At 55.4% G+C, this 12989-nt stretch carries 10 protein-coding genes; 9 read left to right on the top strand and 1 reads right to left on the bottom strand.

Going from position 1 to position 12989, the window contains the following annotated elements; genetic code table 11:
• Nucleotides 1-108 precede the first annotated feature (108 nt).
• The 6 genes from M2108_RS05130 to M2108_RS05105 all read left to right on the top strand — a co-directional run bounded on the left by M2108_RS05130 (nt 109) and on the right by M2108_RS05105 (nt 6811).
• The gene (locus M2108_RS05130) at nt 109-891 is read left to right on the top strand and encodes an ABC transporter ATP-binding protein (protein WP_277468087.1); all 783 of its coding nucleotides are present in this window, start codon (nt 109-111) and stop codon (nt 889-891) included.
• A gap of 2 nt (nt 892-893) precedes the next feature.
• A complete protein-coding gene (locus M2108_RS05125; RefSeq protein ID WP_090716237.1) occupies nt 894-1706 on the top strand; it encodes an ABC transporter permease in 813 nt (270 codons plus the stop codon).
• The gene (locus M2108_RS05120; RefSeq protein WP_277468089.1) at nt 1703-2602 is read left to right on the top strand and encodes an ABC transporter permease; all 900 of its coding nucleotides are present in this window, start codon (nt 1703-1705) and stop codon (nt 2600-2602) included. The genes M2108_RS05125 and M2108_RS05120 overlap by 4 nt, the downstream gene beginning before the upstream one ends.
• A 142-nt stretch (nt 2603-2744) precedes the next feature.
• Nucleotides 2745-3851, top strand: coding sequence for an ABC transporter substrate-binding protein (locus tag M2108_RS05115; protein ID WP_346780537.1), 1107 nt, complete (start codon nt 2745-2747; stop codon nt 3849-3851).
• Nucleotides 3852-3942: 91 nt separating this feature from the next.
• Nucleotides 3943-5406, top strand: coding sequence for a CoA-acylating methylmalonate-semialdehyde dehydrogenase (locus tag M2108_RS05110; RefSeq protein ID WP_277468090.1), 1464 nt, complete (start codon nt 3943-3945; stop codon nt 5404-5406).
• A gap of 37 nt (nt 5407-5443) precedes the next feature.
• On the top strand, nt 5444-6811 hold the full coding sequence (locus M2108_RS05105; RefSeq protein WP_277468091.1) for an aspartate aminotransferase family protein: 1368 nt from the start codon (nt 5444-5446) through the stop codon (nt 6809-6811).
• Here M2108_RS05105 and M2108_RS05100 read toward each other — a convergent pair.
• Complete coding sequence (locus M2108_RS05100; RefSeq protein ID WP_277468092.1) at nt 6777-8465, bottom strand: PucR family transcriptional regulator; 1689 nt, start codon at nt 8463-8465, stop codon at nt 6777-6779. The genes M2108_RS05105 and M2108_RS05100 overlap by 35 nt on opposite strands.
• A gap of 329 nt (nt 8466-8794) precedes the next feature.
• Between M2108_RS05100 and M2108_RS05095 the strand changes: the two genes are divergently transcribed.
• The 3 genes from M2108_RS05095 (at nt 8795) to hydA (ending at nt 12988) form a co-directional block, all read left to right on the top strand.
• A complete protein-coding gene (locus tag M2108_RS05095) occupies nt 8795-10186 on the top strand; it encodes an NAD(P)-dependent oxidoreductase (protein ID WP_277468093.1) in 1392 nt (463 codons plus the stop codon).
• A gap of 83 nt (nt 10187-10269) precedes the next feature.
• Nucleotides 10270-11559, top strand: a complete 1290-nt coding sequence (gene preA / locus M2108_RS05090) for an NAD-dependent dihydropyrimidine dehydrogenase subunit PreA (protein ID WP_277468094.1) — start codon at nt 10270-10272, stop codon at nt 11557-11559.
• 1 nt (nt 11560) lies between these two features.
• On the top strand, nt 11561-12988 hold the full coding sequence (gene hydA / locus M2108_RS05085; protein ID WP_277468095.1) for a dihydropyrimidinase: 1428 nt from the start codon (nt 11561-11563) through the stop codon (nt 12986-12988).
• Nucleotide 12989 lies beyond the last annotated feature (1 nt).

Raw genomic sequence — 12989 nt, 5'->3', positions numbered from 1 at the left:
AGATGTTAGTTAATCCTACATTGAATCTTTAATCATTTATAAAAAACGAATTATATGTTATTTTATTTAACATTGATATCCGAATCAGGAATGAAGGGGGAACGGGATATGTCACTTGTAGCGGCAAAGATTCCTGAGATACAGCTGCAAAACGTCGAAATGCGTTATCAGACAGAGAGTGCCGATGTGCTGGCGCTGCATCAGGTTAGCCTTAATATTGCCAAAGGCGAATTCGTTTCTTTGCTGGGCCCCTCAGGCTGCGGCAAAACAACACTGCTGAGACTGATGGCAGATCTTCTGACACCGACTGCGGGCAATGTCACGGTAGCGGGAAAAAGTGCCAAGGAAGCGAGGCTGGCCCAGAAGTACGGCATTGTTTTTCAGAGTCCGGTGCTGTATGACTGGCGCAAGGTCAAGCACAACATTACGCTTCCGCTTGAACTGATGGGAGTCAAGAAGGCGGCCCGTGAGGAAAAAGCATTGGAACTGCTGGAGCTTGTCGGGCTGCGGGGCTTTGCCGACAAGTATCCGTGGCAGCTCAGTGGAGGAATGCAGCAGCGTGTGGCTATTGCCCGCGCGCTCTCGATGGAGCCGGAGATTCTGCTGATGGATGAGCCGTTCTCCGCACTGGATGAATTCACGCGCGAGCGCCTGAATGAGGAGCTGCTCTCCGTCTGGAGTAAGGTGCAGAGCACCATTGTGTTTGTAACCCACAGTATTCCTGAATCTATCTTCCTTTCGGACAGAGTGTTCGTGTTATCCCCGCATCCGGGCCGGTTATCGGCTGTTGTCGATATTCCGCTGCCGCGCCCGCGTACGGCGGAGATGCGGGACAGCCCGCAGTTTTTTGAACTGATCGCCCGTATCCGCGACAGTTTTGAAGGGGTGTAGCGATGAAGGCGAACAGCTTGCTCCGCAGCCGTTATCTGCCGCTGCTCGTCTGGATCTGCGGTCTGCTGGCGGTTTGGGAGGCCGTCTCCTGGTTGCTGCTCCATGTGGTGAAGACCCCGCTTGCCCAATCCAAGCTGCCTTATGTGCATGAGGTGGCGGCAACCTTGTGGAAGTACAGCGGCACATTGCTGAAGGAGGGCGGAGCAACCTTCGGCAATGCCGGTATAGGCTTCCTGATCGGGGCCGCCGCCGGAGTGCTGCTCGCTGTGCTGATGAGCCTGTCCAGAACAGTTGAACGGCTCGCCTTCCCGTACGCGGTTGCTTCACAGATGATTCCGATTCTTGGACTCGCGCCGATTATCTACGGGATTGTACGCGATGAGCAGGTATCGCGGATTATCATCTCCGGGTATATCACTTTCTTTCCGGTTGCCCTGAACATGCTGCGCGGCCTGCGCAGCGTTGATCTTCCCGCTGTGGAGCTCATGCACTCCTATGCAGCCAAGCCGTGGGCAGTCTATTGGAAGCTGAAGCTTCCGGCTGCATTGCCGGGACTGTTCAGCGGCCTCAAAATCGCGGCTCCGCTCGCGGTAACCGGGGCCATACTGGTTGAACTGATGGGGGCCCAGCATGGCATAGGGGTCATTATGCTGCGGAATCTGTATTATGGGCCTTCCCATACGTACATGTTCTGGTCTACGGTTCTGGTCGGGGCGCTGCTGGGTATCGCCAGCTACTGGCTGATGACGCTTGTCGAGCGTCTGGTTGCGCCGTGGCAGCCTGAGTTCCGGCCGAAGGGAGGAGAGCGCTCATGAGCAGCAATTCAGTGCAGGAGCCTGCGTATATCGCTGCATCTGGAAGCGAAGGTCAGCCTTCATCTCTTATAACAACGATAAATAGTGTTTCATCAGGCCCGGAGAAGCAGAGGGGAAGACGGCGCCTGCCCGGATGGCTTAATGCGGGTGTGCTTTTGCCGCTTGCAGCCGGTGTAATCTTCCTGCTCCTCTGGGAGCTTCAGATGTTTCATAAGCTGTTTGACCTGAAGAAATATCAGCTTCCGCTGCCTTCCGCTATCTGGGAAGCCATGCGGGAGAATTACAGCCTGCTGCTGTCTTATACCGGCTATACCCTTACCGAAGCAGTAGCCGGCATGCTGATCGGCTCGGCCGGCGGCTTTCTGATTGCCCTGGCTGCAACCGCCTGGCCGCGCTGGGGCGGCGGCAGCCTGACTCTGGTGGCGGCGCTCAATGCAGTGCCGATTGTGGCGCTGGCCCCGATTATGAATCTGTGGTTCGGTGACGGCATCGGCTCGCGGGCAGCTATCGTTACTGCAACCACAATGGCGGCGATGGCCATTAATGCCTACAAAGGAATGTCGGCAGTCGACCCCTTGGCGCTCGATCTGATGCATTCCTATGCTGCCGGCAAGTCTGCGGTATTCCGTCATTTGCGGATTCAGAACAGTCTGCCGTACGTATTTACCGCTCTCAAGATCAATACTACCGCGAGTATGATCGGAGCCATCGTCGGCGAGTTTTTCTTTTCCTCCAGAGGGCTTGGTTATCTTCTCTCAAACTCCATCAAGGTGGCGAAGATGCCGCTCGGCTGGTCCTGTATTGTGCTTGCAGCCATCGCCGGAGTGTTGTTTTATCTGATTGTAGAACGGCTGGAGAAGGTATTTATCAGATGGCATCCCTCCCGGCGTTCGTGACCTTTTTTTACCCGTTACATCCGGACCTTGCGCGGGGGAGACAGAGAACCTGACCGCGGGCCGTATGGATATAGGCACCATGATGGCAACCATACTGTGCTGTGCAAGAACTACAAACTCAAAATGGTAGGGGGAGTTGCATTTGAAGAACGGGAAAAAGGGTAAATCGCACGGCGGGCTATTACTGGCGGCAATGATTATGCTCATCTCTCTGCTGGCCGGCTGCGGAGGAAACAACAATGCCAATGCACCTGTCGCTGAAGCGAATACGGCTGCAGAGGCTTCCGCTTCACCGGGAGCGGCAACGGCAGAGCCTGCTGCAGAGCCGGTTACGGTCAAGCTGCAGCTGAAATGGGTGCCCCAGGCGCAGTTCGCCGGTTATTTTCTGGCACAGGATAAGGGTTATTATGCCGAGGAAGGGCTGAACGTTGAAATTTTGCCCGGCGGGCCTGACATTGTACCGGAGCAGCAGGTGGCCGGCGGATCGGCAGACATCGGGGTGGATTGGGTGGCAAGCCTGCTGACCAGCCAGGAGCAGGAAATGCCATTGGTACAGATCGCACAGATTTTCCAAAAGAGCGGCCTGGTCCTGGTGTCCAAGAAAGATGCTGGAATTAACAGTCCGGCTGATCTGAAGGGTAAAAAGGTCGGAAACTGGATGGGCGGCAATGAGTTTGAACTGCTGGCGCTATTCGATAAGTATAAGCTCGATTCCAACAAGGATTTGAATTTTACGAAGCAGGGCTTCACCATGGACCAGTTCCTCGGCGGTGAAATCGATGCTGCTTCAGCCATGACCTACAATGAATATCAGGTTGTGCTGGAATCGGGAGTAAAGGCTGAAGATCTGAATGTTATTGATATGAACGATGAGGGGGTAGCCATGCTTGAGGATAACCTCTTCGCCAATAAAGAATGGCTGGCGGATAATAAGGAGACTGCAGCCAAGTTCGTCCGCGCTTCACTCAAGGGCTGGAAGGATGCAATCGCCGATCCGGAAGCGGCTGTGGACAGCGTAATGAAGCTGGCTGAGGAAGGCAGTACAACCCGCGAGCATCAGCTGACTATGATGACAGAAGTAGCCAAGCTGATTCAGCCGGAGGGCTTCGATATTGCCAAGCTGGGCTATACCGATGCTGCCGCATTCCAGCAGACGGCGGATATTGCCCTCAAGTTCGGAGTAATCAAGGAAGCAGCCGATGTGAATGAAGCCTATACGAATGAGATTGTCGAGATGACAGCAGAGTGAGTTTCCGTCCATAAATAACACACAGATGACCGCCGGTGAGGCGGTCATCTGTTATCATCGGCAGCCCAGATCAAGAAAGAGGTGAGGAATCATGTCTCTGGTAGTGAGGCAGGCAGAGAAAATCAGAAACTATGTGAACGGCAGCTGGGTGGATTCACCCTCCGGACAGGAAGAGGAGGTGTTCAATCCGGCAACCGGCGAGGTGATCGCCTATGTTCCGATCTCGAGCAGGGAGGAAGTGGATGCTGCAGTCCATGCGGCGGCAATTGCCTATCATTCATGGAAAAGGGTTGCCGTTCCGCGGAGAGCCCGCTATTTCTTCCAGTACCAGCAGCTGCTGGTGCAGCACCGGGATGAGCTGGCCGATCTGATTACGCTGGAGAACGGCAAGAGCCGAGAAGAGGCGCTGGGTGAGGTACAGCGCGGCATTGAGTGCGTGGAATTCGCCTCGGGAGCTCCTACACTGATGATGGGCAGCCAGCTGCCGGACATCGCTTCCGGGATTGAATCGGGCATGTACCGCTATCCCCTGGGCGTAATCGGCGGAATTGCACCGTTTAACTTCCCGATGATGGTGCCCTGCTGGATGTTTCCGCTGGCCGTTGCCTGCGGCAATACCTTTGTGCTGAAGCCGTCGGAGCGTACGCCGCTGCTGGTCAACCGGCTGGCGGAGCTATTCGGCGAAGCCGGGTTTCCGCCGGGTGTGCTGAATGTGGTGCATGGTGCGCATGAAGTGGTGAACGGCCTGCTGGAGCATGAGGATGTGAAGGCCATTTCCTTTGTCGGCTCACAGCCGGTGGCGGAATACGTGTATAAGCAGGGGACAGCTCACGGCAAACGTGTGCAGGCGCTGGCCGGTGCCAAAAACCACTCGATTGTGCTGCCGGATGCCGATCTGGACAACGCCGTAAAGAATATTACCGCAGCTGCTTTCGGCTCGGCAGGTGAGCGCTGTATGGCCTGCTCGGTTGTAGTTGTGCATGAAGCTATCGCCGATGAGCTGGTTGGCCGGCTGATTCAGGCTGCTGACGGCCTGAAGATCGGGGACGGCAGGGAGGACGGTGTATTTCTCGGGCCGGTTATCCGGGAGGCGAATAAGGAGCGGACGATCCGGTACATTGAAAAGGGGATCGAAGAGCAGGCGGAGCTGGTACGCGACGGCCGGAAGGATAGCGCAGCAGCAGGTGCCGGCTATTTCCTGGGGCCGACCATCTTTGACCGTGTGCAGCCGGGAATGACCATCTGGCAGGATGAGATTTTTGCTCCGCTGCTGTCTGTGGTACGCGTTAAGGATCTTGCCGAAGCGATAGAGATTACGAACCGCTCATCGTTCGCGAACGGCGCCTGTCTGTATACAGACAGTGCCCGCGCGGTCCGTGAGTTCCGGGAAGAGATTGAAGCAGGGATGCTTGGTGTGAATCTTGGTGTGCCGGCACCGATGGCGTTTTTTCCTTTTTCCGGATACAAGAAATCCTTCTATGGTGACCTGCATGCCAACGGGCGTGACGGTGTTGAATTCTACACCCGCAAGAAGATGATTACTGCACGTTATTAGTGTTCTATACAACATATTTCGGAGAGGGGAACTTGCCATGCAGAGCCTGGGCAAAGAGAGCGAAGCGGCTATAAAGAAGGATCAGCGGTATTTATGGCATAACATTACACCATACAGTGAACAGAGCCCCCCGATGATCGCGGCTTCGGCCAGCGGGTCGTGGGTTACCGATATTGACGGCAATAAATACTTGGACGGGATGTCCGGGCTGTGGTGCGTAAATGTCGGGTACGGGCGAAAAGAATTGGCTGACGCTGCCTACAATCAGCTGCTCAGCCTGCCGTATTTCCCGCTTACCCAGAGCCATATGCCGGCCGTTGCGCTTGCCGAGAAGCTGAATGAGTGGCTGGAAGGTGACTACGTGATCTTCTTCTCCAACAGCGGCTCTGAAGCGAATGAGGCGGCCTTCAAGATCGTCCGCCAGTACCATCAGCAGACCGGCCAGCATTACCGCAGTAAATTCATCGCCCGTTACCGCGGCTACCACGGCAGCTCGCTCGGGGCTTTGTCTGCCACGGGCCAGGCGCAGCGCAAGTACAAGTATGAGCCGCTGGCTGCGGGGTTCCTGCACGTAGCGCCGCCGGACAGCTACCGCCGCCCTGCAGGCATGACTGTGGAGGCATTCAATCTGCAGTGTGCACAGGCGATCGAGGATAAGATCGTATGGGAGGGCGCAGAGACGGTTGCTGCTGTAATCATGGAACCCGTCATTACCGGCGGCGGCGTCATTGTGCCTGAGCAGGTCTATCTGGACCGGGTGCAGGAAATCTGCCGGAAATATGGCGTACTGCTGATTATGGATGAGGTCATCTGCGGCTTCGGGCGTTCCGGGCGAAAGTTCGGCCATCAGAACTTCGGGATCAAGCCGGACATCGTCACCATGGCCAAAGGGCTGACCAGCGCCTATCTGCCGCTGTCGGCAACTGCGGTGCGCAAGGATATTTATGAGGCTTTCAAGGATAACAGCGACGGCTACGGCCACTTCCGTCATGTGAATACCTTCGGCGGCAACCCGGCAGCCTGTGCACTGGCCCTCTGCAATCTGGAAATTCTGGAGCAGGAGCAGCTGGTGGAACGTGCCGGTATTCTGGGGCAGAGGCTGCACAGCGGGCTGTCCGGGCTGCTTGATCACAAGCTGGTTGGCGATATCCGCAGCTTCGGATTGATCATCGGCATCGAGCTGGTGGCAGACAAGGCTACCCGGCAGCCTGCCGATCTGGATACTGTCAAAGGCATTATTGCCGAATGTAAGGCTAAAGGGCTTATCATCGGCAAGAACGGGGACACCGTGGCGGGCTACAACAATGTGCTGACACTCGCGCCGCCGCTTTCGTCTACGGATAGTGATATACAGTTCATTGTTGATACGCTCACAGCTGTGCTGAACGGGAGCTGGGGAGCGTGAGCTTGTCGGGATACAGCAGCTGATAGGCGCGCAGGGCAACCTGAATCGAGATGCGATTCTCGGGGAGCATGAAGTCCTCGCCCAGCAGCTCGGTGATTTTGTCCAGCCGGTAGTAAAGGGATTGTCTGACGATGAACAGGTTGCGGGCGGCGATTTGCTTGGAGCCGTCATGATCGAGGAACACGCGCAGTGTCAGCAGCAGCTCGCTGCCCTTCGACTGGTCGTGGTCAATCAGCGGTCCCAGATAGCTGCGGATGAAGTTCTCCAGTGTCTTGCCGTCATTCAGGTTGAGGAGCAGCTGGAACACACCCAGCTCTTCGTAGAACAGTACCGGTTTCTGATAACAAGAATAGAGCGACAGGGATTGTACCGCTTCCTGATAACCGGCATATGCCTGCTTCAGGCCTTTGTGGGACTTGCTGACTCCGGTGACGAGCTGCAGGTCCTTCAGCTTTTCATCGGCCCGGATGTGCTGCAGTGCATCCAGCGCCTGCTGCAGGCGCAGCTTGCCGGGAAGTCTGGACTGGATATCGAGTGCAATTACGGTAAGCCGGTTATTTTTCAGGGTAATCAGAGGCCGCAGGGAGTATTTCTCGAAGAGGGACCTGATGATAAGCGAAAGGTGGAAGGTGATGGATTCCCAATCGTTCTCCGAGCTGTTCCATTTCACATCACGCGGATTCTCGATTTCAATCAGACAGACCCGGTAGCTCAGCTCGTTCACCATATTAAAGTCGGGGCCGACCAGACCCTTGAGCCGGTTGTCATCTTCGATACGTCCGCTGATCAGCTCATCGACCCACAGATTCTCCGAAAACAGCTTGCGTTCTTCCATATAACGGGTACGCAGCAGCTCCTGTGCAATCGAGAGTGATGCTGAATCCAGCAGCAGACAGTCGAATTCCTGCGGCTTATGATTGCTGATCATCATAATATAAGCCCAGGTCTGGTCGAGCGCCCCTACCGGCTTCAAGGCGATCTTTCTGTGTCCGAACTCACGGATGCAGGGTGCGGCATCGGGCTGTATGCCCTCAAGCTCATCGTCAAGCGATTCGAAGAAGCCAAGCAGCGGGAGCTGCTCCTCCGGCGGAAGCGCCGGGAAAAACAACGGCTTGCCTTGGAGCTGCATATAGACAATTTGGGTGCGGGTGCTTTTGCATAACAGCTGCAGTACCTTCAGCGTTCCCTGGGAGGTCAGGGTAAGGCGGTGGAATTCACGGGAGATACTCTCTAGCTCCTGCAGCATCTTGTGGTGGCGGTTGATGATGAGGGAGTGCAGGTCGAGCGTAATGTCTACGAAGCGTACGGTGCGGGTGAATACAATTAGCGGAAAATCATGGCGGCCCGCAAGCTCGATCATCTCCTGGGGAATCGTGCTGAAGTAAGCCCCGAGCTCGATGCACAGACAGGCGGCGTTTTTATCAATCAGATTTTGCAAAAAGGCCAGGGAAGCCGCGATGTCTGCGCTGGCTCCCATACCTGTTGTCAGAATCATTTCCTCTCCGTGGATCAGACTCTCGAAGCTGGCGCTTTCCAGTACATGCACCCAGCGGATTGCCCGGTTCAGCCCGTTTTTCCCTCCGACGATCACGGCATCTGCAAACAGCGGTCTTCTCAGTGCGTCCCGCACCGTAAATACAAGTTCCCAATCCATATGCTTTCCCCCTCGCTCTTTATCCTGCTTGCTATCTCCGGCGTAAAAAATACACTTTTGAAATTAGACAATGTGTCTAATGTAACAAAAAAACGAAATGGATATAGTTTGATTATAATATGTTAGGAAATATGACTTAGTGTGATGTGGAATAAACGGCCTTATTAGGTTTGAAGTATATTTTACTACATAAGGCCCGGAGTGTAAGCAAAATATTAAGGAGATTATCGTAATAATGTAATAATATATAACATTTAACTGTCTTAGAGAGCGTGTTAGTCATTTTATTCTTTCGAGGCAGGTAATGAATTTAAAGGGAGGGATAACTGATGGAGCACTCTTCTCCGTTAACTGCATTTACACCTGATATGTTTATGCGCAATTTCGCTGAGGCGGAGCCCGGACTCAGCCGCAAGGGCGCAATGGAGGAATCCAACCGCTGTCTCTATTGCTATGATGCGCCCTGCATCAAGGCCTGCCCTACAGGTATCAATATTCCTTCCTTTATTAAACGGATTGCCACCGATAATCTGAAGGGCTCAGCCATGACGATCATGGAGTCCAATCCGGTCGGCGCCAGCTGTGCACGGGTCTGTCCGACCGAGGAGCTCTGTGAGGGGGCATGTGTACTGAACGATGCTTCAGCGCCGATTCAGATCGGACTGCTGCAGCGTTATGCCACCGACTGGGCCGTTAACAGCGGAATCCAGCTGTTCAAAGCGGGTGTGCCAAACGGCAGGAAGGTTGCTGTCATCGGCGGCGGTCCGGCAGGCTTGTCAACTGCCAGAGAGCTGGCACGCGAAGGGTTTGCCGTGGTGGTCTACGAGGCCAAGCCGCTTGCAGGCGGACTGAATACACACGGGATCGTGTCCTTCCGGCTGCCGCAGTCGATCTCGCTGTGGGAAGTGGAACAGGTTGAGAAGCTGGGTGTGCAGATCTTAACCGGAGTCAAGGTTGGAGTGGACATTACTGTGGAGGAGCTCAGGGAAAATTATGATGCCATAGTGCTCGCAGCCGGAATGGGCTATGTGCCGCCGCTCGGCATTGAAGGCGAGAAGCTTTCCGGTGTTTATGATGCCATAGAGCTGGTTGAAACGACCAAGACGGGGGTTCCGACGCTGGAGCTGATGGGACAGCGCGTCGCCGTAATCGGCGCAGGCAATACCGCCATTGATGCGGCTACCTGCTCGGTGCGGCTCGGAGCCGAGAGTGTCAAAATGGTCTACCGCCGTACCCGGAGTGAGATGACCGCTTATGACTTTGAATATGAATTCGCCAAGCAGGAGGGCGTGGAATTCAACTGGCTGACACTGCCCAAACGGATTGTCGGCGATGCACTGGGCAATGTGACCGGACTGGAATGCGTCCGGATGAAGCTGACCGGCGAAAAAGACAAGGACGGGCGTCTGGCGCCGATGCCGGTTGAAGGCTCGGAATTCGTAATGCCGGTTGATGCTGTAGTCATGGCAATCGGACAGAAGCGGCGGATTGACCTGATTGAGTCGCTGGGGCTGGAGCATGACCGGGGCGTGGTGAAGATTGACCGGAAGACCGGACGGACCTCTGATCCGATGATCTATGCTGCCGGCGATATCGTCTTCGGCTCCGGCAACGGTGAGGCGATGGTTGTATCAGCCGCCCAGCAGGGCAAGGATGCGGCTTATGCAATAGTCAGGCAGTTATCCGGTCTGCAGGACAGTGTAGTAGGTTCTGCCGTTTAACCGCTGCCTGGCAGACAGGCAGGAATATGCAATGCAGGCCCGGCGGGTATCCCCGGACTACTTATGACAGGGAGGGAACAACTATGGCAGATCTGCGAATTGATCTAGCAGGAATTAAATCACCCAATCCGTTCTGGCTGGCTTCCGCGCCGCCTACCAATACAGGCTATCAGGTGCAGCGGGCCTTCGAGGCCGGCTGGGGCGGCGCCGTCTGGAAGACACTGGGCGATCCGATCATTAACACCTCGTCGCGGTTTGCGGCAGTTCATTTCAACGGGCAGCGCGTAGCAGGCTTTAACAATATTGAGCTGATTACGGACCGGCCGCTGGAGGTAAACCTGAAGGAAATTTACGAAACGAAAAAGAGATTTCCCGGCCATGCGGTGATTGCCTCCCTGATGGTAGAGCCCAAGCGGGAGAAATGGCATGAGATCGTCAAGCGGGTGGAGGATGTCGGGGTTGACGGGCTGGAGCTGAACTTCGGCTGCCCGCACGGGATGGCCGAGCGCGGAATGGGTGCTGCTTCAGGCCAGCAGCCTGATCTCGTACAGGCACAGACGACCTGGGTCAAGGAAGTGGCGACCACACCGGTAATTGTCAAGCTCACTCCAAATATCACTGACATTACCGTTGTTGCCCGCCATGCGGCCAAAGGCGGCGCAGATGCAATCAGCCTGATCAATACGATTAACAGCCTGGCGGGAGTGGATATCCACAGCTGGAACACCATTCCGCATGTTGGCGGACAAGGTGCACACGGCGGTTATTGCGGACCTGCAGTCAAGCCGATTGCCCTGAGCATGGTGGCTGAATGCGCGCGTGACCGAGGGGTCGGCATTCCGATCTCAGGAATCGGCGGCATCTCCACCTGGCAGGATGTAGTTGAGTTCATGCTGATGGGGGCGACCGGCATCCAGGTCTGTACGGCGGTCATGCATCATGGCTTCCGGATCGTGGAGGAAATGATAGACGGCTTGAATAACTATCTGGATGACAAGGGGCTCGCATCGGTAACAGAGCTGATTGGCAAATCAGTACCGAAATACTCCAACTGGGGCGACCTGGATCTGAATTATAAAGTTGTTGCACGGATCAATGAAGACAGCTGCATTAACTGTAACAAATGCCATATTGCCTGCGAAGATGCTTCGCATCAATGTATAGATATGCTCACGAATGCTGACGGCAAGGCGGTTCTGCAGGTGCGTGAGGAAGACTGTGTAGGCTGCAACCTGTGCTCCATTGTCTGCCCGGCTGACGGCGCAATTGATATGGTCGCGCTGGACAGCGGGGCGGCGCCGATGACCTGGAACCAGCGGCAGCAGGTAATCAGCACCCTGAACGGCTCATATTCAGAAGCGGAGGTGGTCTAGGATGGCCAAAATCATTAAGAACGGAACGATCGTCACTGCTGCAGACACGTATACCGGGGACGTCCTGATTGAAAACGGGATTGTAACCGGAATCGGCCTGAATCTGGAAGTGCCGGGTGCTGAAATTGTGGATGCCTCCGGCTGCTATGTGTTCCCGGGGGGGATAGATCCGCACACCCACCTGGATATGCCTTTTGGAGGAACGGTCACCGCCGATGACTTCGAGAGCGGGACGATCGCCGCTGCCTACGGCGGTACGACAACCGTAATTGACTTCTGTCTGACTACCAAAGGCCAGCCGCTTCAGAGCGCTGTGGATACGTGGCATAACAAATCACAGGACAAAGCTGTGATTGACTATAGCTTCCACCTGATGGTGTCCGAGCTGAATGACCGTGTGCTCGGCGAGCTGCCGCAGATTATCGAACAGGAGGGCATCACTTCACTGAAGGTATTTATGGCCTACAAGAATACCTTCCAGGCTGATGACGGCGTATTGTACAAAACGCTGCAGGCCGCCAAGCGGGAGGGTGCGCTTGTTATGGTTCATGCCGAGAACGGGGATGTAATTGAATATCTGGTGGAGCAGGCGCTGGCCGCCGGCAATACAGACCCGATCTATCATGCGCTGACCCGGCCGCCGGAGCTCGAAGGTGAAGCTACCGGCCGGGCTGCTTATCTGACCGAGTTGACTGATTCGCAGCTTTACGTGGTGCATGTCACTTGTGCTGAAGCGGCATGGAAGATTGCCGAGGCCCGCAAGAAAGGGCTGCGTGTCTACGGCGAGACCTGCCCGCAGTATCTTGTGCTGGATCAGACTGCGCTTGAGAAGCCGGACTTTGAGGGCGCTAAGTACGTATGGTCACCGCCGCTGCGCGAGCAGTGGAATCAGGATGTGCTGTGGGATGCGCTGTGGAACGGTTCGCTGCAGACCATCGGCTCTGACCAGTGTTCCTTTGATTTCAAGGGGCAGAAGGATCTGGGACGCGGTGATTTCTCCAAAATCCCGAACGGCGGACCGACCATCGAGGACCGCTTCAGCCTGCTGTACTCCGAGGGTGTGCAGAAAGGCCGCATCTCATTGAACAAGTTCGTTGATATCATCTCTACTTCAAGCGCCAAGCTGTTCGGCCTTTTCCCGCAGAAGGGGACGATCGCCATCGGCAGTGATGCGGATATTGTCATCTTCGATCCTTCCGTTGAAAGAACTCTTTCAGCTGCAACCCATCACATGAACGTCGATTACAATGCATTTGAAGGCTTCGAGGTCAAGGGCGAACCGGTATCAGTGCTAAGCCGCGGCGAGTTTGTCATCCGTGACAAGCAGTTCGTCGGGCAGGCGGGGGCGGGTCAGTACCTGCACCGCAAACGGTTCGAGGCAGAGACGGCATTTCCCGCCAAAGCGGAAATCAGCGGAGGAGTGGTGTGAC

Origin of the sequence: Paenibacillus sp. PastM-3 (assembly GCF_029893965.1) — a bacterium.
GTDB lineage: Bacteria > Bacillota > Bacilli > Paenibacillales > Paenibacillaceae > Paenibacillus_AQ.
Note: the sequence above shows the minus strand (reverse complement) of the source record. Positions and strands in the feature narration are given on the sequence as shown.